15 protein-coding genes and 1 pseudogene are annotated in these 25335 nt (G+C 58.6%); 7 read left to right on the plus strand and 9 right to left on the minus strand.

Translation table 11 applies throughout. The features are described 5' to 3' along the window. Positions 1 to 379 precede the first annotated feature (379 nt). Entirely contained in the window at positions 380 to 694 is a 315-nt protein-coding gene (locus BLT55_RS14925) for a hypothetical protein (RefSeq protein ID WP_055000108.1), read from the minus strand. A 65-nt stretch (positions 695 to 759) separates the two neighbouring features. On the opposite strand from BLT55_RS14925, the gene BLT55_RS14930 reads away from it, so the two are divergent. From BLT55_RS14930 to BLT55_RS14945, 4 genes are all read left to right on the plus strand, one after another. Then, complete coding sequence (locus BLT55_RS14930; RefSeq protein ID WP_054080069.1) at positions 760 to 1683, plus strand: LysR family transcriptional regulator; 924 nt, start codon at positions 760 to 762, stop codon at positions 1681 to 1683. Positions 1684 to 1696: 13 nt separating this feature from the next. After that, positions 1697 to 2485, plus strand: coding sequence for an alpha/beta fold hydrolase (locus tag BLT55_RS14935; protein WP_007248664.1), 789 nt, complete (start codon positions 1697 to 1699; stop codon positions 2483 to 2485). Positions 2486 to 2606: 121 nt separating this feature from the next. After that, positions 2607 to 3170, plus strand: a complete 564-nt coding sequence (locus tag BLT55_RS14940) for a peptidylprolyl isomerase (protein ID WP_055000107.1) — start codon at positions 2607 to 2609, stop codon at positions 3168 to 3170. Positions 3171 to 3271: 101 nt separating this feature from the next. After that, positions 3272 to 5104 carry an ABC transporter ATP-binding protein gene (locus BLT55_RS14945; RefSeq protein ID WP_055000106.1) on the plus strand — a complete coding sequence of 611 codons (1833 nt, stop codon included), beginning with the start codon at positions 3272 to 3274 and terminating at the stop codon, positions 5102 to 5104. 228 nt (positions 5105 to 5332) lie between these two features. On the opposite strand, the gene BLT55_RS14950 is transcribed toward BLT55_RS14945, so the two are convergent. From BLT55_RS14950 to fadD2, 7 genes and pseudogenes are all read right to left on the minus strand, one after another. After that, the gene (locus BLT55_RS14950) at positions 5333 to 6460 is read right to left on the minus strand and encodes a GNAT family N-acetyltransferase (RefSeq protein ID WP_055000105.1); all 1128 of its coding nucleotides are present in this window, start codon (positions 6458 to 6460) and stop codon (positions 5333 to 5335) included. A gap of 42 nt (positions 6461 to 6502) precedes the next feature. Further along, positions 6503 to 11392: pseudogene (locus BLT55_RS14955) on the minus strand (NEL-type E3 ubiquitin ligase domain-containing protein). Positions 11393 to 11522: 130 nt separating this feature from the next. Next, positions 11523 to 12644: a beta-ketoacyl-ACP synthase III gene (locus tag BLT55_RS14960; protein WP_055000104.1), complete on the minus strand. Its 1122-nt coding sequence runs from the start codon at positions 12642 to 12644 to the stop codon at positions 11523 to 11525. A 241-nt stretch (positions 12645 to 12885) separates the two neighbouring features. Beyond that, the gene (gene hrpA, locus BLT55_RS14965; protein WP_055000111.1) at positions 12886 to 16797 is read right to left on the minus strand and encodes an ATP-dependent RNA helicase HrpA; all 3912 of its coding nucleotides are present in this window, start codon (positions 16795 to 16797) and stop codon (positions 12886 to 12888) included. Positions 16798 to 17182: 385 nt separating this feature from the next. Further along, the gene (gene fadD1 / locus BLT55_RS14970; protein ID WP_054080071.1) at positions 17183 to 18874 is read right to left on the minus strand and encodes a long-chain-fatty-acid--CoA ligase FadD1; all 1692 of its coding nucleotides are present in this window, start codon (positions 18872 to 18874) and stop codon (positions 17183 to 17185) included. Positions 18875 to 19168: 294 nt separating this feature from the next. Next, entirely contained in the window at positions 19169 to 20149 is a 981-nt protein-coding gene (locus BLT55_RS14975; RefSeq protein WP_054078085.1) for an IS5-like element ISPsy2 family transposase, read from the minus strand. 290 nt (positions 20150 to 20439) lie between these two features. After that, positions 20440 to 22128, minus strand: a complete 1689-nt coding sequence (fadD2, locus tag BLT55_RS14980; protein WP_055000596.1) for a long-chain-fatty-acid--CoA ligase FadD2 — start codon at positions 22126 to 22128, stop codon at positions 20440 to 20442. A gap of 68 nt (positions 22129 to 22196) precedes the next feature. Between fadD2 and BLT55_RS14985 the strand changes: the two genes are divergently transcribed. From BLT55_RS14985 to BLT55_RS14995, 3 genes are all read left to right on the plus strand, one after another. Beyond that, complete coding sequence (locus tag BLT55_RS14985; RefSeq protein WP_055000595.1) at positions 22197 to 22463, plus strand: hypothetical protein; 267 nt, start codon at positions 22197 to 22199, stop codon at positions 22461 to 22463. 168 nt (positions 22464 to 22631) lie between these two features. Continuing rightward, positions 22632 to 23102 carry a MaoC family dehydratase gene (locus BLT55_RS14990; protein ID WP_055001309.1) on the plus strand — a complete coding sequence of 157 codons (471 nt, stop codon included), beginning with the start codon at positions 22632 to 22634 and terminating at the stop codon, positions 23100 to 23102. Positions 23103 to 23278: 176 nt separating this feature from the next. Continuing rightward, positions 23279 to 24895 (plus strand): pectate lyase family protein, encoded by a 1617-nt coding sequence (locus tag BLT55_RS14995; RefSeq protein ID WP_055001310.1) that lies wholly within the window; start codon positions 23279 to 23281, stop codon positions 24893 to 24895. Between the two features lie 229 nt (positions 24896 to 25124). Here BLT55_RS14995 and BLT55_RS15000 read toward each other — a convergent pair whose 3' ends face one another. Next, positions 25125 to 25280: a hypothetical protein gene (locus tag BLT55_RS15000; protein ID WP_054080095.1), complete on the minus strand. Its 156-nt coding sequence runs from the start codon at positions 25278 to 25280 to the stop codon at positions 25125 to 25127. Between the last annotated feature and the right edge of the window lie 55 nt (positions 25281 to 25335).

Raw genomic sequence — 25335 nt, forward strand, 5'->3', positions numbered from 1 at the left:
CGGTCGAATCTCAACTATCGTGCCTGCGCTCTGCGTAGGTATGCCGTTCTGTAAACTCCCCGTCCGATCCTGACTGTGCAGCGCGGCGCAGATTTTGTGACGCAGAGCGTCATCCAATGCATTTCTACGCTGGAGCGTAAGGAACGATAATCGCAACTATCGTGCCTGCACTCCGCGTAGGCCTTTGGTTATCGTACCGACGCTCCGCGTCGATAAGCAGTTCTGGACGCTCTGCGTCCGGTCTTGAGTGTGCGGCGTGCCGCAGTTTGTGAGTTCCACCCGCCAAAACCTCACTTGAAATCCCACGCATCGATCAGAAACGCGAAGCCTCTCTACCCCTCATCCATAAATTTGTTTTATCCATAAGAGCGCTCTACTCTCAGGCTGGCTGACAGGTCAGTCTGATGCGCAACTTGATAATGCTGCGATTGAATTTGGACGACACGTCAACGCTCTTGCCTGCCCCCACTTGCACACGCCGGGTACGCGGCGCTTCTGGCCCATTGGTGAACACTACTGAACATTTGGCGTCTACGTCACCGTAGTTGTTGACGGTGATCGCCCCGGTGTCGTGATAGACATCATGGGTTGCGTAGTCGATCTTCACGCCCTGGTACTGCTTTTCCACTTCGATGGGGTACGCAAACGCTGTGAAAGGCAACATGACCAGCAGTAAACAACACAGTCGATTCATTCGGCAGTCTCCGGGACGATGTAGTCAGAATAGAACAACCGCCAGTATTAAAGAGGAATTACAGCATGAAAGCGCCCCGCGTGACGCTCGACCAGTGGCGCACGTTGCAAGCCGTTGTCGATCATGGCGGTTTTGCCCAGGCGGCCGAAGCCTTGCACCGTTCGCAATCATCCGTGAGTTATACCGTGGCTCGCATGCAGGAACAGCTCGGCGTGCCGCTGCTGCGTATCGACGGGCGCAAGGCCGTGCTGACCGAGGCCGGCGGTGTGTTACTGCGGCGCTCGCGGCAACTGGTCAAACAGGCGAGCCAGCTGGAAGACCTCGCCCACCACATGGAACAGGGCTGGGAAGCGGAGGTGCGACTGGTGATCGACGCGGCCTACCCATCGGCACGGCTGGTCAGGGCGCTGACCGCGTTCATGCCGCAAAGCCGCGGCTGTCGGGTTCGTCTGCGCGAGGAGGTGCTGTCCGGGGTCGAAGAAGTGTTACTCGAAGGCGTCGCAGATCTGGCCATCAGCGGCTACAGCATCGCAGGCCATCTGGGCACGGAAATGAGCGCTGTCGAGTTCGTCGCCGTTGCCCACCCGGACCACGCACTGCATCAGGCCAATCGCGAATTGACCTTTCAAGACCTGGAAAGCCAGTTGCAGGTGGTGATTCGCGACTCAGGCAGGCAGCAGCCGAGAGATTTCGGCTGGCTGGGCGCCGAACAGCGCTGGACGGTCGGCAGTCTCGGCACCGCGGCGACCTTTGTCAGCAACGGCCTGGGTTTTGCGTGGCTGCCGCGGCACATGATCGAACGCGAGTTGCGCGAAGGGCTGCTCAAGCCCCTGCCGCTCGACAAGGGTGGCGTCCGCAACCCGACGTTCTATCTTTATTCCAGCAAAGACAAACCGCTGGGCCCGGCGACGCAGATTCTGGTCGATCTGATCCGCAGTTTTGACACCGCACCACTGACCGCTGCGCTGCCAGCACCCCGACACGCCTGACAGGAGTAGACAGATGGCGTTCTTCGAACATGACGAGTGCACGCTGCACTATGAAGAATACGGCCAGGGCGAACCGGTCCTGCTGCTGCACGGCTTGGGGTCCAGCTGTCAGGACTGGGAGTACCAGATCCCGGCGCTGGCCGCGCGCTATCGCGTCATCGTCATGGACCTGCGCGGCCACGGGCGCTCGGACAAGCCCCATGAGCGCTACAGCATTCAGGGCATGAGCAACGACGTGGAAGCGCTGATCGAACACCTCCGACTCGGCCCGGTGCATGTGGTCGGCCTGTCGATGGGCGGCATGGTCGGCTTTCAACTGGCCGTCGATCAGCCTGCGTTACTCAAGAGCCTGTGCATCGTCAACAGTGCGCCGCAGGTCAAAGTCCGAAGCCCGGGTGATCTCTGGCAATGGGCCAGACGCTGGACGCTGTCGCGCGTTGTCGGCATGGCAACCCTGGGACAGGCTTTGGGCAAGCTGCTGTTTCCCAAACCGGAGCAGGCCGAGCTGCGGCGCAAGATGGCCGAGCGGTGGGGCAGGAATGACAAGCGCGCCTACCTCGCCAGTTTTGACGCCATCGTCGGCTGGGGCGTGGAACAGCATCTGGCGCGCATCACCTGCCCGACCCTGGTCATCGCGGCCGAGCATGACTACACGCCGGTATCGCTCAAAGAGGATTACGTGAAACGCATGCCCAATGCCCGACTGGTCGTCATCAGCGACTCCCGGCATGCCACGCCGCTGGATCAGCCTGAGCGATTCAATCGTACGCTGCTGGAATTCATCGACAGTACCGGGGTCTGAAAACCGTGTGCGGATCGTTCGCCTGCCGCAGCGCAGACCTTCGAGCGCTGGGCAAAAAAGGCCAAACGTGCTTTCCTTGGCGGCCACAGTCGATATCTCTCAATGAAGGACGCGTTGCCACATGCTGAAAAAAATCGCTCTCACCGCCTGCTCCGTGCTGTTTGCCGCCAACCTGATGGCAGCTCAAGACAAGGCCACGCATGTGGTACTCGACACCAGCTTCGGGCAGATTGAAATCGAACTGGCAGACACCAAAGCGCCGCTCAGCACTGCGAATTTTCTGGGTTACGTCGACAGCGGTTTTTACAGCAACACCATTTTTCACCGGGTGATTCCGGGCTTCATGGTTCAGGGCGGTGGTTTCACCCAGCAACTGGTTCAAAAGCCCACCAAGGGCCCGATCAAGAACGAAGCGCAAAATGGCTTGCATAACGTGCGCGGCACCATTGCCATGGCCCGTACTTCGGACGTGAACTCGGCCACCAGCCAGTTCTTCATCAACACCAACGACAACGCGATGCTCGACAACGGTGCCCGTGACTTCGGTTATGCGGTATTCGGCAAAGTCGTCAAAGGTATGGACGTGGTCGACAACATCGTCAACGCCCGCACCAGTAACCAGAAAGGCATGCAAAACGTGCCTGTCGACCCGATCCTGATCAAGTCCGCCAAGCGCGTCGACTGATCGGAAACCTGTACCGCACGAAGCCTTCCCGGCCCGTGCGGCACGGCCGGGACAGCCTCTATTTATCAAGGAGAGCCCACCCTGCGTGGGTCTGATAGCCAATGCTTTATCGTCGTTTTGAAAAGCTGATCGACATCTTCAAAGACGCTCCTACCGCTGCCCCGCCCAATACCGTCTTCGCGTTTTATATGTACTACCTGCGTCAGGTATGGCCGACCTTCACCGCACTACTGTGTGTCGGGCTGATCGGGGCGCTGATCGAGGTGTCGCTGTCCAGCTACCTGAGCCGTATCATCGACCTGGCACAAAGCACACCGCCCAAAGACTTCTTCAGCATTCATGGCTCGGAGCTGATCTGGATGATGGTCGTGGCCTTGCTGCTGCGCCCGATATTTGTCGGCCTGCACGACCTGCTGGTGCATCAGACCATCAGCCCTGGCATGACCAACCTGATTCGCTGGCAGAACCACAGCTACGTGCTCAAGCAGAGCGTGAACTTCTTCCAGAATGACTTCGCAGGGCGCATCGCCCAGCGCATCATGCAGACCGGCAACTCGCTGCGCGACTCGGCGGTGCAGTCGGTGGACGCGCTGTGGCATGTGCTGATCTACGCGGTCAGCGCCATGGTGCTGTTCGCTGAAGCGGACTGGCGCCTGATGATCCCGCTGGGTACCTGGATCGCGGCGTTCATCCTCGCCCTGATGTACTTCGTGCCCAGAGTGAAGCAGCGTTCGGTGGATTCGTCCGATGCGCGCTCCCGGCTGATGGGCCGGATTGTCGATGGCTACACCAACATCACCACGCTGAAACTGTTCGCCCACACCAACCACGAACAGCAGTACGCACGCGAGGCGATGCGTGATCACACCGAAAAAAGTCAGCTGGCCGGCCGCGTCGTGACCTCGATGGACGCCACCATCACCAGCATGAACGGCGTGCTGATTGTCACCACCACCGGGCTGGCGCTGTGGCTGTGGACCCAATCGATGATCTCGGTCGGTGCGATTGCGCTGGCCACAGGCCTGGTGATTCGTATCGTCAACATGTCCGGCTGGATCATGTGGGTGGTCAACGGCATCTTCGAGAACATCGGTACCGTGCAGGATGGCCTGGAAAGCATTTCGCAACCGGTCACGGTCAACGACCGGCCCGGCGCCCTGCCGCTGAAGATCGAAAAGGGCGGCGTGAAGTTCGATGGCGTCGATTTCCATTATGGCAACGGCAACGGGATCATTCACAACCTCAACCTGGACATCAAACCGGGTGAGAAAATCGGCTTGATCGGGCCTTCGGGCGCGGGCAAGTCGACGCTGGTGAACCTGCTGTTGCGCATGTATGACGTGCAAGGTGGCAGGATTCTGATCGACGGCCAGGATATTTCCGAGATTACGCAGGAAAGCCTGCGTGCGCAGATCGGCATGATCACTCAGGACACCTCGCTGCTGCATCGCTCGATTCGCGAAAACCTCCTGTATGGCAATCCGCACGCCACCGATGAACAGCTCTGGGAATCCATTCACAAGGCCCGCGCCGACGAGTTCATTCCACTGCTGTCGGACTCTGAAGGCCGCACCGGCTTCGATGCTCACGTCGGTGAACGCGGTGTGAAACTGTCCGGCGGTCAGCGCCAGCGTATCGCGATCACCCGGGTGCTGCTCAAGGACGCGCCGATTCTGATCATGGACGAAGCCACCTCGGCACTCGATTCCGAAGTCGAGGCGGCGATTCAGGAGAGCTTGGAGACGTTGATGCAAGGCAAAACGGTCATCGCCATCGCCCACCGCCTGTCGACCATTGCCCGGATGGATCGGCTGGTGGTCCTGGAAAAAGGCCAGATCGCCGAAACCGGTACCCACGCCGAACTGTTGGCCCGGGGCGGGCTGTATGCCAGGTTATGGCAGCACCAGACCGGCGGGTTTGTGGGGGTGGATTGAACGTCGACAGTTTGCTGGCTGTGAACCGGATTTGTGGGAGTGAGCCGGGCGACGCTTCGCTTGCTCACGAAGAGACCAGTATGAACGCCAAAAATTTAAGCTCAGCCCACCTTCGCGAGCAAGCGAAGCGTCGCCCGGCTCGCTCCCACAAGATCAACGCAAACTTTTAGCGGCAGCCCACGCGAGCAATGCGGATCGCCGCCCCGCTCCACAGGGGCATCTGATCGGTCAGTCCGCCTGCCGATACGGCAACGCACTCCGCGCATCTTCGGCATACGCCAGCACCCCGACCCGCTCCTGATCCAGAAACTCGCTCACGGCGTCCTTCAATCCGGGGTGCATCAGGTAGTGCCACGAACGGGTGATCTGTGGCTCGAAGCCGCGGATCAGCTTGTGCTCGCCCTGAGCACCGGCGTCGAAGCGTTGCAGGCCGTGGGCGATGGCGTAGTCCATGCCCTGATAGAAACAGGTCTCGAAGTGCAGGCGGTCGAATTCAGCCAGACAGCCCCAGTAGCGACCGTAGAAGCTGTCACCACCGATCAGGCTGAAGGCCATGGCCACCGGGCGTGAGCCTTGCAGCGCGATCACCACCCGGATCGACTCGGGCATGCGTTCGGCCAGCAGGCTGAAGAATTCGCGGGTCAGGTAAGGCGCCTGCCCACGGACTTCGTAGGTATTGGAGTAGCACGCATAGACGAAGTCCCACAGCACTTCGGTCATCTGCGCGCCTTCGAGCCATTCAAACGCGATGCCCTGCCCCGCCACCTGTTCACGCTCTTTGCGCATCTGTTTGCGCTTGCGCGAACTCAATGCGTCAAGAAAGTCCTGAAAATCCCGGTAGCCACGTTTATGCCAGTGGAACTGGCAACCGATTCGCTGCAGCCAGCCCGACTGCGTGCCAAGCAACGCATCGGCAGCCGGGTCAGTGAAGTTCACATGGGCGCTCGACAGCCCTTCGCGTTGCAGATACGCCGGCAACTCGCTGAGCAGCTCGATGCCGCCCTGAGGCGTTGCAGACAGAATTCGCGAGCCGCCAACCGGGCTGAACGGCACGGCCACCAGCAGCTTGGGGTAATAGGCGATTCCGGCCCGCCGGCAAGCGTCTGCCCAGGCGTGATCGAACACATACTCGCCATACGAGTGCCATTTGCGGTAGGCCGGCAACGCCGCAACCAACTGCTCGCTCTCGTACTGCAGCACATGTTCGGGGCGCCAGCCCGAACGCGGCCCCAGGCTACCGCTGTCTTCCAGCGAACTGAGAAACGCATGGCGCAGGAACGGCTGGTTTCCCGTCACCAGCGCATCCCATTGAGTAGGCGCAACGGTGCTGAGGCTGTCGATAACGTGAACGGGCATGCAGGTTCCCCGGTGAGCAGACGTAGTGAAGAGTATCCCTTATTAAGGCCCTGTGTTCATCGTGGCCGAAATCTGCCTGGAAAGACTGATCGCGAAATCATTGACCGCCTGCTCACGCTCTTTGGCTATTTGCGCAATCTGATCGAGATACTGCTGATCGGACTGCTGATTCGGCGGCAGTTCATCCAGAGCCGCGAGACGCTGGAGAAACGGCATTTTTACCGGTTCGAAATCGGGGGCATAACGAACTTCCAGATAATTCATCCAGAACTCTCTGGCGACCAGCGACTCAAAAAAAGCCCGAGAACTTTCACGGGTGGTTATTTCAGTGTATGCAGCCTCCAGATCCGTATCGGTGACCCTCGCCATATTGCTGAACAACATGGTCCTGGGCTGACCGGGCAGCTCGAGTCGCGCCTGCAGACCGATGCGATAGGCCAACCGCACTTCCGCTTCATCTACGGGCTCGCGCATTTCCTGACGCCGCACAATGTCTCGCCGGGCAATTTTTTCCAGTTGATCCAGACGGTCCAGGCTACGGCTCATTTTGAACAGCGCCAGTGGCTGCGCGGCTTCAGATGCGGACGACATGATCGAGAACACCTGCACATGAATCTCCATGTCGCCAAATATCAACGCCAGTCCATCGCCACACGTCTGAGGATGCGCGGCCAGATCGAACAATTGAAAGCGTAGATCCCTGCTTGCCGCGGCCGACATAATCATCGCCCAGACGCGTTCGGTGAGTTCTTCCCGGTTGTTGGAAAAGTCAGCCGAGTGCGTCAGATCACTCAGCATCTGAAAGAAATCGGTAGATCCGGCGCTGGCGCGCAGATCTTGCCAAAGCCTTGTCCGGACAGTCATTCGCTCACGATCAAGACCGGCAAGCCAAGGCGTGCTGTCCGGCCCGACCGCTGGGGGCTGAACGTTCTGGGTAACACCCCAGCGCGGTCGGAGCCTGCCTTCGCGAAACTGCCTGATACGCGCCAGTGTCGGGGAATTCAGCGGATTGCCGTTCAGATGCAGATGAAGGCGAGAGGAGCTGAGCGAGCGATCGATATTATCCAGCTCATCGAGCGATATTTCCGAAATGCTGTTATCGCGCAGATCCATACGAATCAAATCAGACCGTAACCAATTCCACTGGGGCAACCTTTCAATACCCGTACCGCGCAAAAACAGCAGGCGCAATGAGTTGATTGCACTAATGCCCGCACCGGCTCCCAGTGCGCAAAAGTTGAGGTCCAGAATCTCCAGTCGGTTCAGATTTCGCAAAATGGTGTTGGACGCTTCAGTCCACTGCAAAGGGTTATGGCTGAGTGACAATTCTGTAAGCCGCGTCATGTGTGCTATCGACGCCGGCATGGAGTGCAGGTCGTTGAAGTCCAGACTCAGCGATCGCACATTGCTGAAATTCCTCAGCAGTACGTCCGTTTGCGATTGAGTCAGTTGCATGTTGCGCGCTTTCAATACCGCGACATGGGCAAAGCTGGCGGCGATTTCCGGTATTTCCCCTACGCGTAGATTGTCCAGATCGAGCGCATAGCCTAAAAACTCACCCTGAAAGTTTCTGCAGTGGACACTGAGTCTTCTCCAGCACCCGTGAATGCGCCTCGTCGCAATTTCCCGCGCCGTGCGCAGCGTAGAGAATGGCGTTTCATCTACCCATGTGCCCAAGGTGGTCTGAAGGTTGCGCAGCTCATCGGCAAGGCTGCGCAGACGTTGTCGGACGAAATCCTGCAACTGCCCGGCGGCTCCGGTATGTTCGGCGCGCAACCGGATCAGAAAGCCCGTCACCTCGGCATCGGAAAAATCCGGGAACAGACTCTTTACCGCCAGCTCAGGCGAGTGACTGGAAGCACCGATACCCAGCCTACGAAAGAAACCACGCATGCGCCCGCTCATGGGGTAACCCGTTCGACCATCCGGTAAACGCTGCGGCCATTTGAGCCCGGGTCTGGCCGGTTGCATGCGCAGTATCTCAGCGACACGATCACGCCGAGCCGAGGCGATACGCCCAGACAGAATGCGCAGTTGCTCCGCGTCCGCAGTCAGCGGCAGCTCGAGATTGATACGCGCCTCATCAGTGAAGGTATCCAGCAGGGCGCTGAAAAAAGGTTGGGCGGCGTCACCCAGCGAATCGCCCAAATGGTTGAAGCGCTTGAACCCCTCCCCGGTGCTGACCAGAATCCGGTGCACGGCACTGGCGCGGGTGCTTTCGAGGCTCGCGATTTCATCCCCCTCCAGCGTGTCTCTGTGCAGATCGATGGAAATATCACCGCGCCAGCCCGGCAGGTCTCGCAACAGACCAAGCCCTGCAACATGCGTATCCGGATTGTCGGTCGAACTGCGGTAGAAACCCTCGATGGCGCGGTTTATCCTCAGTTGCTGCTGATACTCCCGGGCATGCTCGGCAAGCTCCAGAGGGATTCGTTTCTCTGAAGTCATCCATGTTTTGTCAGCGTCACTTGCCATGCTGACGAGCTCAAGGGCGACGCTGTCAGGCAGCCTGCCAAAGTCGCGCTGGAGCGGTTCGACCAGCGGATCGCTACTACGATTCTCCAGTGCCTGAACACCGTCAAGCAGTCGCTCCACATGGAGCTCAGCGTAGTCGGCCAGATGACGCCTCAAGCCTTGAACCCGAGCGGTTTTGTCTGTGCTGCCGGTGCCGGTCAGAAGCGTGACTTCATCGGATGTCAGCCCTTCCAGCAATTGCCCGAGCACTTGGGTCAGATTGCCTGTCGGCCCCACCACATGAGAGGAAAGCGTCATCTGCCGACCTGCGTTCCAGGCATCGAGCATGTTCCCGTCAGCATCGACCAGCAGCAACCCCCTATCCGTTCGCCAACGCGGCGACGAAGCCAGCAGCTTCATCCATGGCTGGATGTAGACTACCGACACTTCTGGCAGGTCGTCGGCCTAGAGTGCCTCAATGCAGCCTTGCAGCTCCCGCTCGATCGCCACGCGCTGAATGGCATCATTCAACAAGGCCGGAGGCCGGAGGCTTTCGACGTGTATCTGGCGTAACACACCTTCACTGGTGCCGGTAATGCGCATGACCTTGTGGATTTCGTCCTCGGTAAAGGCATCACAGGCCGGGCTCAGACGCCGGAACGCCTTGACTTCATCCCAGCCCATGGGATTTTCCCATTCGTGGTGCCAGATGCCGGCACCGTTGTGTTTCAGCGTCGGCGAGTACGAACGTTCATCCACCGGGTGCTTGATGCGCCAGTTGGCACCGGTCGCATCCGCCTCGACGCGATACAGTTTGCCATCCAGAGGCAGCCAGGTCTTGCCGTCCACCTCGTAGAGCACCAAAGCGTTGACGACCAGCCCTTCAGGCAGGCTGACGGTATCCGCAAAAGCGTTGACCGATGGCTTTCCAAGACGGATCGATCCGTTCACTCTCTTTTGCACCAGGCTTTCAATGAACATCGACGGTTCAAGCCGCGCGACTGCGCCCGCGACACTTCCCAGCACCAGCATCTGGGCAATATTTTCGCCAATGTTGTAAATGTGTTGCATCGCCTCTTCCACTTCACCGTGAGTCCAGTCTTCGTAGGCTACGAACGCTGCACTGGCAAGCTGATAGATCGCAACCACGGCCATGACTTCGCCCAGCACCGGCACAAACAGCCCGGCCGCGTTGAGTACATTCATGCCGTTATCTTTCAGGCTTTCAAGCAGTGCATCACGGGCTTGTTGATCCGCCTGCGCAGACGGCACCGCGATGGCTCGTGAATCACCGTAGGTTTTGGCCAGCAAATGTTCGTAAAGCAGCTCGAAAGGCGGTTTCGAAAAGGGCTGGGGCTGTAACAGCAGGTCAGCGTCGACGTCCAGCGTGTGCGCCGGGGCGGGATAGAGCCGCGATTTCAGCCTGGAAAAGAACTCCGGACTTTGGCTCAGGCTGATGAAACGGCTGAAATAGCGCCGATAACCTTCGCTGTCGAGCGCTTGCACGAGGCTGGCATTGAAGGCCCGTAGCGACGCGTACTGCTTGATCGGATTTGAGGGCTCCGCGGGCAGATAGACAAGGCAAGGCCCGCTGTCCGGGTCGGGAATATTCTGCTGAATCAGCAGGGCACCGTGTAAAAGGCAGCCCGAAAAAGCGTAGGTATCGAGCATGTGCAACTGACAGTAACGCAGGCCTTTGCCATCCCAGCGTCGCGGCCCGGCAGGCTTCAACATATTCAGCAGCATCTGATAAGCCGCCTCGCTAATATCGCTCTTCATCATGGCCGTGTGTGCGAGCACCTCGACAGCATCACGCTCACAGCCAATGAAAGCAGCCGCAACCGCCTTTGCAGCATCGGGCGAGGAAGGCTTGAATACGCTGTTCAGATGGGCTTGATAACGGGCACCCAGGTCCAGGTCGTGGCAAAAATCAGCGAACTGCTCAAGATTGATATTGAGGCGATCCTTGTATTCGACCTTGTACCTTCGTTCAGCGCTGTCGATCAGCCGGTACCGCAAGCCACCTGTGCGCAGGATTGCCGAATACGGATCGAACCGGCTTCGATCGCTGGTGGCGAAGTTCTGCAAGGCGGCCTGCAAAAGTGTTTACTCAAGGGGCGCAGGATTCCAGGCGCTGTCGTAACGCCAGGTCATCAGCTGGAAGGCTTCAACGTCCAGCGCAAGTTTGAAGCGCTCGGAAAACGCCTGCAACAGCAACGGAGCGGCAAATTCCTGCGCCGATATCAGGCGATTACGGATGGGCGCCAGCACATGCCAGGAGCGCAGGCCGTTCTGCTGGCTGGCGTGCAGGGCATGACGCAATGTTGCCGGTGCGTTCAGATACCACACTGGCAGATTGTCGCGGATGAACCCGCCATTGGGATGGTCTGCTTCGAAGGGCGTAGCGTCGAGTTGCTGTGCGGGAAGCTGCGTAGCAGACGCTGCTTGCGTTTCAGGTGCGATGTTGACAGAGAACATGATCGATACCGGCGATGGCTTCTTGAAAAGCCCACACGATAACGACCCAAAGAGGAGCATGTGACATAGCGGGATATGACATGACCAGTAGCGCTCTCTGCTAGAGCGCTACTCTCCTGATCGAGCGTTCTCAGCGCTTGCGCAGAATCACGCTGCCGATCGAATAACCTGCGCCGAATGAACTGAGCACCGCCAGCGCGCCTTTGGGCAGATCATCCTGATAGGTGTGAAACGCAATGACCGAACCGGCCGAACTGGTGTTGCCATACGTGTCGAGAATGACTGGCGCCTCTTCGATGCTGGCATCACGGCCCAGCAGCTTCTTGGTAATCAGGTGGTTCATGCTCAGGTTGGCCTGATGCAGCCAGAAGCGCTTTACGTCACTGATGTTAATGCCGTTGTCCTGCAAATGCGCACTGACCAGCTCGGCCACCATCGGGCACACCTCACGAAACACCTTGCGCCCTTCCTGCACGAACAGCTTGTCCGGGGCATTCTGGCCCTGGCCCGAGGTGCGGTTGAGGAAGCCGAAGTTGTTGCGGATGTTGTTGGAGAATTTGGTCAGCAAACGGGTGCTGACGATATCGAACTGGTAAGGCGAGGTAGCAAGGTCAGCCCGCTCGACCACGACGGCGGTCGCACCATCACCGAAGATGAAATGGCTGTCGCGGTCACGGAAATTCAAATGTGCGGTGCAGATCTCCGGGCTGATCACCAGCATGGCGCGCGCCTGGCCAAGCTGCACGCTGTTGCAGGCAGCCTGAATGCCGAAGGTTGCCGACGAACAGGCCACGTTCATGTCGAAACCGTAACCTGCGATCCCCAGCGCTTCCTGAATTTCGATGGAGATCGCCGGATAGGCCCGCTGCAGGTTGGAGCAGGCGACAATCACGCCATCGATGTCTGCGGCCGTTCTGCCTGCGCGCTGCAATGCCTGCTCGGCGGCTGCAACCCCCATCTGGCAGAGTATCGACCATTCGTCATTGCTGCGTTCCGGCAGGTTGGGCTTCATACGCTGCGGGTCGAGAATGCCCTGCTTGTCCATCACGAAGCGGCTTTTGATGCCCGACGCCTTCTCGATGAACGCAGCGCTGGATTCGCTGAGCGCTTGCACTTCACCGCGCTCGATGGCCGCTGCGTTCTCGCTGTTGAACTGTGCAACCCAGGCATTGAAAGACTGCACCAGCTCTTCGTTGGAAATGCTGTTGGCCGGGGTAAACAGGCCTGTGCCGCTGATGACGACGTTGTGCACGGTCGTTCCTCTTTTATTGAGTTGCAGGTAATGACCTGCTCAGGCACGGCATGTGAAGGCCCGCGCTTTATCGGGGCCCACACGCCAGTGCAAATGTAAAAGCGGCTCACAACAACGAGCAGCATTTCATGACACGGTGAAGACAGGCGCGGAGTGTGCCATACAGCCCGGTTTTGGCGCTATCAGCCAATGAATATAGCCCCGATAGCCATCCGCTAACCCGCTGACAGGTGGCGCAACATCAGCCTTCTACCTGACTCCACTGCTTGCTCAACCGTTTGTCAGACACCGGCATTTTGGTACCCAGCTGTTGAGCGAACAGCGACACGCGATACTCTTCCATCCACCAGCGATACAGCGCCAGTTCCGGGTCGCGCTTGCCTTCCTGTGCATGCTTGTCGGCGCGCGCCCGGTATTGCGCCCAAAGGCCCGCCAGCTCGATGCTCCAGACCCGGTCCTTCTGCACCTGACCGGGCAGTTTCTCCAGACGCATCTCGATGGCTCTGAGATAGCGCGGCAACTCCTTGAGCCAGACCGCCGGTGTTTCGCGGACAAACCCGGGATACACCAGCTTGCCGAGCTGCGCCTTGATATCGTTCAGGGCCACCGCCTGAGCCAGGTCAATCTTGCCTTTGAAGCGCTTTTGCAAACCGTGCCACAACGTGAGAATTTCCAGAGTCAGCTTCGCCAGCCGCTCGGCATGCTCGGTCCAGTCAGCGCGCTTGCGCTCGGCCAGCGACAGCAAGCCGGCACCGTCACGCGGCAGTTCGGCTTCACCTTCCAGCACGCAACTGTCGAGACTGGCCAGCAGAATGTCTTCGACCAGCGCATCGATACGCCCCAGCTCGCGATACAGCAGGGCCAGTTCGGTCTGCCCCGGCAGCTTGTTGCGCAAGAACTTCGCGGGCTCGGCCAGTTGCTGCAATAACAAGCGTTGCAAAGCACGCCGATGCTGATACTCGGCTTCGGCCTGAGTGGAGAAGCGACCTTCCTTGACCGTACCGCCCTCTTCGACCAGCGCCGGGTAGACCGTCATCGACAGCCCGGCAATGTTTTGCTGCGTCTTCTGCGCCACCGGGGCGAAGACCTTGGCCTCCACCGGCTGCTGATGTTTCGCGCTTTGCGGCACCGCCAGCGCCGCCTGGCTCGCTTGCGCGAAACGTGCCGTCAGCTCGGCCAGATCACGCCCTTCGCCGAGAAACTTGCCGTGACCGTCGACGATTTCCAGGTTCATCCTCAGATGGCCTTCAAGCTGTTGCGCAGCCTCGGCCCAGGCTTCGTCGCTGACCCGCGCGCCGGTCATGCGCAATAGCTCGCGGCCCAGTGCCTGCGGCAACGAGCCTTCAGCGAAGGTGATGCGTTGCAGGGCCGCCTTGATAAAGTCCGGGACCGGCACGAAGTTCTTGCGCACGGCTTTGGGCAGGTTGCGGACCAGCGCGATGCACTTGGTCTCCAGCAAGCCCGGCACCAGCCATTCAAGACGCTCGGCGGGCAGCGACAACAGCAAAGGCGCCGGCACACGCAAGGTCACACCGTCGCGCGGATGATTGGGCTCGAAGTGATAACTCAGCGACAGGCTCAGATCGCCCAGGCTCAAGGTGTCCGGGTACTGCGCTGCAGTGACTTCACTGGCCTCGCGGGCCAGCACGTCTTCTTCGCGCATGATCAGCAGCTGCGGGTTCTTCTGGCTCTCGGTCTTGTACCAGCTGTCGAAAGTCGCCGTCTGGTGAATCTCGGCCGGAATTCGCGCTTCGTAGAAGCTGTACAGGGTGTCTTCGTCAGCCAGAATATCGCGACGACGAGCCTTGGCTTCCAGTTCGTCGAGCTGCTCCAGCAGACGGGTGTTGGCGGTCAGGCATTTGGCCCGGGACAGGATATCGCCACGCACCAGTCTTTCACGAATGAACAATTCACGCGATACCACCGGGTCGATGGGCCCGTAATGCACCGGACGACGACCGACCACGATCAGGCCGAACAGGGTGATCTGCTCGAACGCAACCACCTGCCCGCGCTTCTTCTCCCAGTGCGGTTCGAAGTGGTTTTTCTTGATCAGGTGCCCGGCCAGCGGCTCGATCCAGTCTGAATCGATCTTCGCGACCATGCGCGCGTACAGCTTGGTGGTCTCGACCAGTTCGGCAGTCATCAGCCACTGCGGACGCTTCTTGCCCAGCCCGGAAGACGGGTGAATCCAGAAACGTCGCTGGCGGGCGCCCAAGTAGTCGCCCTCGTCGGCTTTTTGCCCGATCTGGCTGAGCAGGCCAGACAAAATGGCCTTGTGGAATTTCGGGTAGTCCGCCGGCTCCTTGTTGACCGTCAGTTGCAGGTCGCGACAGATCAGGCTCAGTTGCCGATGGGAATCACGCCATTCGCGCAGGCGCAGGTAATTCAGAAAGTTACGCCGACACCAGTTGCGCAACGGGCTGGCTGTCAGCGTCTGGCGCTGTTCTTCGAAGCCGCGCCACAGATTGACCAGCCCGGCAAAATCCGAATCGGCATCCTTCCATTGCGCGTGCGCCTGATCCGCCGCCTGCTGGCGCTCGGGCGGCCGCTCACGCACGTCTTGCACCGACATGGCACTGGCGACGATCAGCACTTCTTGCAGGCTGCCCTGTTGCGCCGCTTCCAGCAGCATGCGCCCCATACGCGGGTCGACCGGCAGGCGCGCCAGCTGGCGACCCAGCGGGGTCAGCTGATTCTCGCGATTGACCGCCGACAGTTCCTGCAACAGGTTGAAACCATCGCTGATCGCCTTGCCGTCGGGCGGCTCGATGAACGGGAAATCGGTGATCTCACCCAATCGCAGGTGCAGCATCTGCAGGATCACTGCCGCCAGGTTGGTGCGCAGAATCTCGGGATCGGTGAACTCGGGACGACCGTTGAAATCCTCTTCGCTGTACAGGCGCACGCACAGACCTGGCTCGACCCGCCCGCAACGGCCTTTACGCTGGTTGGCGCTGGCCTGGGAAACGGCTTCGATCGGCAGACGCTGAACCTTGGCGCGATAGCTGTAACGACTGATGCGCGCCGTCCCGGTATCGATCACGTAACGGATACCCGGCACGGTCAGCGAGGTTTCCGCGACGTTGGTGGCCAGCACCACGCGACGGCCGGGATGCGACTGAAAGATGCGCTGTTGTTCGGCGGGTGAAAGCCGTGCGTACAGCGGCAGAATCTCGGTGTGCCTGAGCTGGGCCTTGCGCAGCATTTCGGCGGCATCGCGAATCTCGCGTTCGCCGGGCAAGAACACCAGCACATAGCCGGGGCTCTTGCGCTCACTGCGTTCAAAGTCTGCAAGCTCTTCCAGGGTGGCAAGAATCGCCTGATCGACCGTCAGATCGTCTTCGACGCTGTTGCCCTCTTCGTCCTGCTCGCTGGTCAGCGGTCGATACCAGACGTCCACCGGGAAGGTGCGACCCGACACTTCAATCACTGGCGCATCGTTGAAATGTTCGGAAAAGCGCTGCAGGTCGATGGTGGCTGAGGTAATGATGACCTTGAGGTCCGGACGACGCGGCAGCAGGGTCTTCAGATAGCCCAGCAGGAAGTCGATGTTCAGGCTGCGTTCGTGGGCTTCGTCGACGATGATCGTGTCGTAACGCTCAAGAAAGCGGTCATGCTGGGTTTCAGCCAGCAGAATGCCGTCGGTCATCAGTTTGATCAGGGTATTGCTGTCGCTTTGATCCTCGAAACGCACCTGATAACCGACCAGCGCGCCCAGCGGCGTGCCAATCTCCTCGGCGACCCGGCTGGCCACGCTGCGTGCGGCGATCCGGCGCGGCTGGGTATGACCGATCAGGCCATGCTGACCGCGACCGATTTCCAGGCAGATTTTCGGCAACTGGGTGGTTTTGCCCGAGCCGGTTTCGCCGGCGATGATCAACACCTGATGCTTGAGCAGCGCTTCTTTGATTTCGTCACGCTTGGCGGCGATGGGCAGGTTATCGTCATAACGAATCGCCGGCACGCTCTCACGCCGCGCCGTCACCTGGGCGCACGAAGCATGAACCCGCGCCACCCACTGAGCCAGCTTCGCCTCGTCGGGCTTCTTGCGCAGCTCGTGCAACTGACGGCGCAGACGATGGCGTTCGCTGATCATCGCTTGGTCGAGGTTTTTCAGGAGTTGGTCGATAGAGGGCGATTCGTCGGTCATCAGGCGCGCAGGGTCTTTTTCAAATGGCAGGTGCGGATTGTCGCAGATTGCGGTGGGAACGTGGAGCAACCATCCTCAATTGATACCGGTTCTACACGTATCGCTGCGCGTCAGCCAAACGTGCCAACGATCGCTCCTGCCTCTGGGTTTATTGTTGTGCACTAGCCCTGAAGAGCCCGGAATATGGGCCTCTGCCTGGAGGACCCAGGAGCTTCAGGAGGTTACGACGGCTGCGATGGGCTGCGAAGCAGCCCTGAAACCGGTGACCTCGGTTGCGCCAGTTGTACCGTATGTACCGGTTCGACTAACGTTCCCACGCTCTGGTGGTAATGCCTTTATGGACGCTCTGCGTCCGATCCTGAATGCGCAGTGCAACGCAGAATGCCTACTTCTTCACACCCAGCTTCTTCATTTCCTCGTCACGCAACTCGCGACGCAGGATCTTGCCGACGTTGGTGGTGGGCAGGACGTCGCGGAATTCCACGCTGCGCGGGACCTTGTAGCCGGTCAGGTTGGCGCGCATGTGTTCCATGACTTTCTCTTTGGTCAGCGTCACGCCGGGCCTGGCGACGACGAAGACCTTGATGCTTTCCCCTGATTTCTCGTCCGGTATGCCGATTGCCGCGCATTGCAGCACGCCGGGCAGCGTGGCGAGTACGTCTTCCAGTTCGTTGGGGTAGACGTTGAAACCGGAGATCAGAATCATGTCCTTCTTGCGATCGACAATCCGGATGTAGCCGTCGGGCTGGATGATCGCGATATCGCCAGTCTTGAGCCAGCCGTCGGCGTCGAGCATCTCGTCGGTGGCGTCCTGGCGCTGCCAGTAGCCTTTCATGACTTGCGGCCCCTTGACGCACAGTTCGCCGCGTTCGCCGAACGCCACCTCGTTGCCCGCATCGTCGATGACTTTGCACAGCGTCGAGGGCACCGGAATGCCGATGGTGCCCATCTGGATGTTCTGGATCGGATTGACGGTCGCCACCGGGCTGGTCTCGGTCATGCCGTAACCCTCGCAGATCGGGCAATTGGTGACCTGCTTCCAGCGCTCGGCGGCGGCCTGTTGCAAGGCCATGCCGCCAGACAGCGTGACTTTCAGTGCGGAAAAGTCAAGATTGCGGAAGCCTTCGTTGTTGCACAGCGCCACAAACAGGGTATTGAGGCCGACAAAGCCGGTGAATTTCCACTTCGACAGTTCCTTGACCATCGCAGGCAGGTCACGCGGGTTGCTGATCAGAACGTTGTGGTTACCGAGCAACATCATTGCCATGCAGTGATAGGTAAAGGCGTAGATGTGATACAGCGGCAGCGGCGTGATGAGGATTTCGCAACCTTCGTTGAGGTTCGAAGCCATCAGCGCCCGGCACTGGAGCATGTTGGCGATCAGATTGCGGTGGGTCAGCATCGCCCCTTTGGCAATACCGGTGGTCCCGCCGGTGTATTGCAGGACTGCAATATCTGCGGCGGCGGGCGCGACCTCGGTTACTGGCTGGCCACGGCCCTTGGCCAGGATGTCGTTGAACTTGATAGCCTGCGGCAAGTGGTAGGCCGGGACCATTTTTTTCACGTACTTGACGACGCTATTGATCAGCAGGCGCTTGAGCGGCGACAGCAGGTCGGCCACCTCAGTGATGATGACTGTCCTGACCTGGGTTTTGGGTACGACTTTTTCGGCCAGATGCGCCATGTTGGCCAGACACACCAGCGCCTTGGCGCCGGAGTCATTGAACTGGTGTTCCATTTCCCGCGCGGTGTACAGCGGGTTGGTGTTGACCACGATCAAGCCGGCGCGAATGGCACCAAAAACGGCGATCGGGTACTGCAAAAGATTGGGCAGCTGTACGGCGATACGGTCGCCCGGCTGCAAGTCGGTGTACTGCTGGATCCAGGCCGCGAACGCGCCGGACAGCTCATACAACTCGCCATACGTGATGGTCTTGCCAAGGTTGCTGAATGCCGGCTTGTCCGCGAAACGCTCGCAGGACTGCTTCAGGACTGCCTGGACATTGGGGTACTCATCGGGATTGATATCAACGGGGATACCGGACGGGTACTTGTCCTTCCAGAAGTTTTCATTCATTCAGCCGACTCCGTAGCGATAGCGAATTCTTCACATCGCTCGAAGCGATGATTTTCTTGTGTTTGGAAGTATGCAGTAGACGCTTTTTTCGCTTTATGACTGATCAAAAAGCGCGCCGAGAGTAGCAGCTTTGCCAAAGGCCGCCTAGGGAAGGTCTGAAGTAGCCGGATGTTTTCCGGCTACCGAGTCCTCAGCACTTTTCAAAAAAAGATGCATGTCGAAATTTGCTCAATTATCTTCGCTTTTTAGCTCTTTCGGCCGCTGCAAAGCCTTTTGCGGTAACCATTTCCTGCATTACACGCGCACCTCTCCTGCGCTCGCCAACAAATGTCGGCGGGCCATCCACAGGTTTGACAGGGCGAACAACGTCACCATCTGCGCGGTGTTCTTGGCCAAGCCCCGAAAGCGCACTTTTTCATAGCCAAACTGGCGTTTGATGACCCGAAACGGATGCTCGACCTTGGCGCGAACCTGGGCCTTGGCCTTCTCGATTTTGCGGATCGCCTTGTACAAAATACTGCGTTTTCCGTGCTTTTTGTAAGTGCTGCGGCGGGCGGCAATCTGCCAAATGACCTTGCGCCCAGCGTGTTCTTCGCGCTTCTCGACCCCGGTGTAACCTGCGTCGGCGCAGACTACGTTTTCCTCGCCGTGCAGCAGTTTGGCAACCTGCGTGACGTCTGCCACATTGGCCGCTGTTACTACCACGCTGTGCACCAGGCCTGACTCGTCGTCGGCGCCGATGTGAGCCTTGGCGCCGAAATAGTACTGGTTACCTTTCTTGGTTTGATGCATCTCAGGATCGCGTTTGCCATCCTTGTTCTTGGTCGAACTGGGCGCGTGAATCAGCGTGGCATCGACGATGGTGCCTTGACGCAACGACAAGCCACGGTCGCCCAGATAACCATTAATTACGCCGAGAATCCCGGTCGCCAACTCGTGCTTTTCCAGCAGACGACGGAAGTTGAGAATGGTGGTTTCGTCTGGAATTCGCTCCAGGCTCAGGCCTGAAAACTGACGCAGGATGGTCGTCTCATACAGCGCTTCTTCCATCGCCGGATCGCTGTAGCCGAACCAGTTCTGCATCAGATGAACACGCAGCATCGCCATCAGTGGGTAGGCGGGCCGGCCACCTTCTCCTTTTGGATAATAGGGCTCAATCAGGGCAATCAAACCTTTCCAGGGCACCACCTGATCCATCTCGATCAGGAACAATTCCTTACGGGTCTGCTTGCGCTTGCCGGCATACTCGGCGTCGGCGAAGGTCATCTGTTTCATCATCGAAAAGCTCGGCGACTGGTGTCCGGAGATTTTGCCAAATTAGGAAGTCTTTTTCAGAGTTTCCCTAGAGGCAAAGGTGGGCTTAGCGGTCACTAAAGTGACTGAATTTTATATTTCAGTCACTTTATAGTGCAGGACAATAATCAGGGCTAGATGGGCCAAAAGCATTGTTCCAGAGGGGTCAAGACGCAAAAAAGGCCTGTTTGAAAAGATTCGGCCCTGTGTGCAGCACGCTGCAACAGGGCCAGACATGTCCCGCGATACACAAATAGAGACGATTACTGCAGTCAAGCGATGTCGCGAAGCTCCCTGCGCAGAATCTTGCCCACCGGCGTCATCGGCAACGAATCGCGCAGCACGATATGCCTGGGCACTTTATATGCGGTGAAGTTTTCCTTGCAGAACGCCTTGAGTTCTTCCGTGCTGACCCCCTCCTCCCGCGGCACCACGAACAGCTTGACGGCCTCTCCGGTACGCTCGTCAGGCACGCCGATGCAAGCGCAACTGGCGACTTTCGGATGAGCCATGACCACGTCTTCGATTTCGTTGGGGTAGACGTTGAAACCGGAAACAATGATCAGGTCTTTTTTGCGATCCACGATACTGACGAACCCGTCGGCAGCTATCACGGCAATGTCGCCAGTCTTGAACCAGCCTTCGGCGTCAAGTGCTTCGGCCGTGGCATCCGGACGATTCCAGTAGCCTTTCATGACCTGCGGCCCCTTGATGCACAGTTCGCCGCGCTCGCCGAACGGCAGTTCCACGCCCTCGTCATCGATGACTTTCATGGCCGTGCCGGGCACCGGAATACCGACCGTACCCAGACGCGCCTGCGTTCCATAAGGGTTGGCGCTGGCAACAGGCGACGTTTCGGTCAGGCCGTAGCCCTCGACAATCGTGCAGCCGGTGATCTGCGCCCACCGCTCGGCCGTGGCCTTGACCAGCGCAGTGCCCCCGGAATTGGTGCTCTTCAACGTGGAGAAATCCAGATTCTTGAACTCGGGATGGTTCATCAGCGCGACGAACAAGGTATTGACCCCGATCATGGCCGTGAACTTCCACTTGCGCAGCTCCTTGATAAAGCCTGTGATATCGCGCGGATTGGTGATCAGAACATTGTGGTTGCCGCCGATCATCATGCACATGCAATGCCCTGTGAATGCATAGATATGGTAAAGCGGCAGCGGCGCGATCATCACCTCGGTACCCTCTTCGAACGCCCGCCTGCCGTCAGGATATTGCTGGCGCATGCAGGCATAGACTTGCTGCATGTTGGCGACCAGATTGCCGTGGGTCAGCATCGCGCCTTTGGCCAGCCCCGTGGTGCCCCCGGTGTATTGCAGTACAGCGACGTCATCCAGGCGTTGCGCGACTGATCGGGCCTGACTGTCACGCCCGATGCGCAACGCGCGCTTGAAGCCAATGGCTTGGGGTAGCTGGTAGTCGGGAACCAGTTTCTTGACCTTGTCGACGATGGTGTTGACCAGCCAGCCTTTAGCCGCCGGCTGCATGTCACCCATTTTCACTTCGATCAGGTATTCGATGGCAGTGTCCGGGAGAACTTCCTGCACCAGCTTGCCGAACACATTGAGATAGACCAGCGCCTTGGCACCGGAGTCCTGAAACTGATGGCGCATCTCGCGCGCAGTGTACAGCGGGTTAGTGTTGACGACGATCAGGCCGGCACGTATCGCACCGAACACGGCGATCGGATATTGCAACAAGTTGGGCATCTGCACAGCGATGCGGTCGCCGGGCAGCAGCCCTGTGTGCTGTTGCAGATACCCGGCAAAGGCCAGCGAGTGGCGCTCGAGGTCGGCATAGGTCAGGGTCACGCCCATATTGCTGAACGCCGGGCGATCGGCAAATTTCTTACAGCAGCGATCAAACACGTCCATGACCGATTGCCAAGCCTGCAGATCCACATCCGGGTCGACGCCAGCCGGGCGCTTGTCATTCCAGAAATCAGCTTGCATTATTTTTATCCCTTGCCTGCTTGTGCCTTGCCCGACGTTAGCAGTTAAAGCGCATCAGGCAAAGTCACTTGGGTGTCATCAGCGGCATGAATCTCGCCTCCGTTCAGACTGCCATTCGCTGCCCGCTATACACTGCCCTGCCGACGTGCAATGGCAATCGGTATCAGGCCGCGCGTCAGCGTTGCGACGGCAGTATTCCGCAGCCTTCAGCTATTTATGCAGAACGATGTGATCCGGTGAGCGCCAGCAAACGTCTGATTGTTCTTGCCGGTGTAATGGCGGCAACGGGTCATCAAGTGTTACAAATCAGCGTCTATCCACAGGCGCGGCCCTAGGGAGCCGCTGATTTATTCGATTTTTCGTCCCTGCAACGCTCTGGAGGCCTTGATTTATCAGGGGGCAACAGCTGTGCTTTAGAATAAATCAGCGTCTCCCTAGGGCTCGGCTATATCGGGCGAAACGAACCGGCTCGCTAAATTCATTTTCATTGTTAGGACAGCCACATGACTCAAGTCACCAACACGCCGTACGAAGCCCTCGAAGTTGGTCAGACCGCCAGCTACAGCAAGAAGGTGGAAGAGCGTGACATCCAGTTGTTCGCCGCCATGTCCGGTGACCACAACCCTGTCCATCTGGATGCCGAATACGCGGTCAAGACCATGTTCAAGGAGCGTATCGCCCACGGCATGTTCAGCGGCGCGCTGATCAGTGCGGCCGTCGCCTGCGAGTTGCCCGGCCCTGGCACTATTTACATCGGTCAGCAGATGACCTTCCAGAAACCCGTAAAACTGGGTGACACCCTGACCGTGCGCCTGGAAATCCTGGAAAAACTGCCGAAATTCCGCGTGCGTATCGCCACTCGCGTGTTCAACCAGAACGATGAGCTGGTGGTAGACGGCGAAGCCGAAATTCTTGCCCCGCGCAAACAGCAGACGGTCGACCTGACCGTGTTGCCAGAGATCACCTTCGGCTGATCGCTGAACCGGGTGCGCGTCCGGCCAACACGCGTGCCAGCTCTTTTTTCTACGCCTGCACACAAATTTCATGAAGCATCCCGGAACTCTTTTCCGCTCCTTTCCACTCAGGGGCAGAGCAGTACTTTCTATCCGGGATCACGAATTGTTCATGCCCGCAGGCGGGGAAATCAGTAATGAATACGATCAACAGAAACGTTTACCCCGTTTCAGGACTCTCGACACAGAGCGTCAATCCAGAGACCGATGGAATCCAGCCACCGGACGTGAAGTCGGGCCACAACAGCCAACTGATCGACTTCAGCTCGCCACATCAGGTAAACGGTCTGCAATCATCGCTGTCCCTGTCTGGCTCGCGGCCGCAGGTACCAGCCACGAGCGCGGCTTCAGACGCATCCGAAAACCCTGTCGAATTGCTGCTGAACAAACTGGTAGAGGCTATTCGCAACATCCTCAAAGACCTGCTTTCTCTTTTCAAAGGCGATCAGCAGCAGGATCAGGCACCGCCCCCTTCACAGACTCAACGCGAGCAGGCACCGAGCTTCTCTCAACTGTCGCAGACGCCTTCATCCGCCTCACCTTCGTCGCCGTCGGCGGCCCCGGCCCCAACACCAACACCAACACCAACAGAAAAACCTTTTGTAGTACAGAACGATCATCCGGCAGACAAGCCTGTCACGGTACAGAAAAATACTGCACCGACGCCGCCTGACCCTGTGCAGACTCAAGATAAAACGTCAGTGACTGCGCCGCCCAAACCTGTCGCCGTCACACCGGCCGCGCAACCCAGGGCCACGACGCCCGTCACCGAAAAACCTGACACCGAAGAAAAAGTGGCAAAACCTGCACCGCGCGCCGCTCACGGCCAAGGAGCGGACATGTCCGGCATGATCGGCTTCGCCAAGGAGGCCAACACCACCGGGGGCAACAACGGCGAAGTGGTCACTGTGAACACGGTTGCCGACCTCAAGAAGTACATGGAGGACGACACAGCCCGCACCGTCAAACTGGGGGCCAATCTGTCTGCCGACAGTAAAGTGTCGATAAACTTCGGGGCCAACAAAACCTTGCTGGGTACCGATAAGGGCAACAGCCTGCACAACATTTATCTGGCCAGCGGCAAAACTGCCAGCAACGACATTTTCCAGACCCTGAACTTCACCCACGACAGCCGTTACCGTGAAAACGGTGACATGCAGATGTTCATCAGCAGCGGCCAGAAATACTGGATCGACCACATCACCGCTACTGGCACCAAGGATCAGAACCCTAAAGGTCTGGATAAACTGCTCTACGTGGGCGGCAAGGCCGATAACGTCAGCCTGACCAATTCGAGATTCCAGAACAATGAGTATGGTGTGATTCTCGGTCAGCCGGACGACTCGGAAAAAGCCAAGGCCGAGTACAAGGGTTACCCGCGAATGACCATCGCCAACAACGTGTTCAGCGACCTTGATGTTCGGGCACCTGGCCTGATGCGTCATGGGCAATTTGATGTGTTCAACAACTCTATCAACGACTTCCACCTCGGCTTCACCGCGACAGGGGATGCGACCATCCTGTCGCAGGCCAACTATTTCGCGAAAGGTGTCGATGTTTCCAACAAGGCCAGTAATAGCGGCGTGCTGGATGACTATGGCGATGCGCACTTCAAGGACATCGGCAGCAATGTCAGCTTCACCCAGAAATCACCTGTGACCGCCTGGACACCGAGCTACAACCGCGACATCAAGACAGCAGAAGCAGCGAGAGCCTATGACCTGGCCAATGCAGGCGCCGAAGCCGTAAGGTGACATCGCCCGGGAAGCAACGGCGCAACCGGTACACAGACGAAAAAAAGGGCGACCGAAGTCGCCCCAAATGCCTTGCGTGCTCATTGCCTGAGCGTGCGGATGTGGCCGCCGACGCTGTAATCGATGGATGGAGAGTAAACGAGGGTGTGCTGAGGCGAGTTGATCCAGATCAGCCATTCGTCTACGCAGCGCGTAGCGAGCCGATCAGGAAGCTGTAGCAGAGGTTGAATCAGCGCTTCTTGGGCTTTTTCCCGGACTTTTTCTTGCCTAACGGCATCGCCTGCTCGAAGGCGTTGCGCACTTCATTGAGACGTTTTTCGTTCAGATCGTGGACGCGCCTGGCACGTTCGGCGCTCAAGTCGATCAGTTTTTCGTCGTCGCTCATGGCTTGCGGTTCTCGAACACGGGAAATCAAACCCAAAAATGCTCAATCGCAGCGG

The sequence above is a fragment of the Pseudomonas cannabina genome (genome assembly GCF_900100365.1).
GTDB classification, from domain to species: domain Bacteria; phylum Pseudomonadota; class Gammaproteobacteria; order Pseudomonadales; family Pseudomonadaceae; genus Aquipseudomonas; species Aquipseudomonas cannabina.

Coding starts and splice junctions, on each gene's coding strand:
- BLT55_RS14925 (WP_055000108.1), bottom strand. CDS start 694: ATGAATCGACTGTGTTGTTTACTGCTGGTCATGTTGCCTTTCACAGCG.
- BLT55_RS14930 (WP_054080069.1), top strand. CDS start 760: ATGAAAGCGCCCCGCGTGACGCTCGACCAGTGGCGCACGTTGCAAGCC.
- BLT55_RS14935 (WP_007248664.1), top strand. CDS start 1,697: ATGGCGTTCTTCGAACATGACGAGTGCACGCTGCACTATGAAGAATAC.
- BLT55_RS14940 (WP_055000107.1), top strand. CDS start 2,607: ATGCTGAAAAAAATCGCTCTCACCGCCTGCTCCGTGCTGTTTGCCGCC.
- BLT55_RS14945 (WP_055000106.1), top strand. CDS start 3,272: ATGCTTTATCGTCGTTTTGAAAAGCTGATCGACATCTTCAAAGACGCT.
- BLT55_RS14950 (WP_055000105.1), bottom strand. CDS start 6,460: ATGCCCGTTCACGTTATCGACAGCCTCAGCACCGTTGCGCCTACTCAA.
- hrpA (WP_055000111.1), bottom strand. CDS start 16,797: ATGACCGACGAATCGCCCTCTATCGACCAACTCCTGAAAAACCTCGAC.
- fadD1 (WP_054080071.1), bottom strand. CDS start 18,874: ATGAATGAAAACTTCTGGAAGGACAAGTACCCGTCCGGTATCCCCGTT.
- BLT55_RS14975 (WP_054078085.1), bottom strand. CDS start 20,149: ATGAAACAGATGACCTTCGCCGACGCCGAGTATGCCGGCAAGCGCAAG.
- fadD2 (WP_055000596.1), bottom strand. CDS start 22,128: ATGCAAGCTGATTTCTGGAATGACAAGCGCCCGGCTGGCGTCGACCCG.
- BLT55_RS14990 (WP_055001309.1), top strand. CDS start 22,632: ATGACTCAAGTCACCAACACGCCGTACGAAGCCCTCGAAGTTGGTCAG.
- BLT55_RS14995 (WP_055001310.1), top strand. CDS start 23,279: ATGAATACGATCAACAGAAACGTTTACCCCGTTTCAGGACTCTCGACA.
- BLT55_RS15000 (WP_054080095.1), bottom strand. CDS start 25,280: ATGAGCGACGACGAAAAACTGATCGACTTGAGCGCCGAACGTGCCAGG.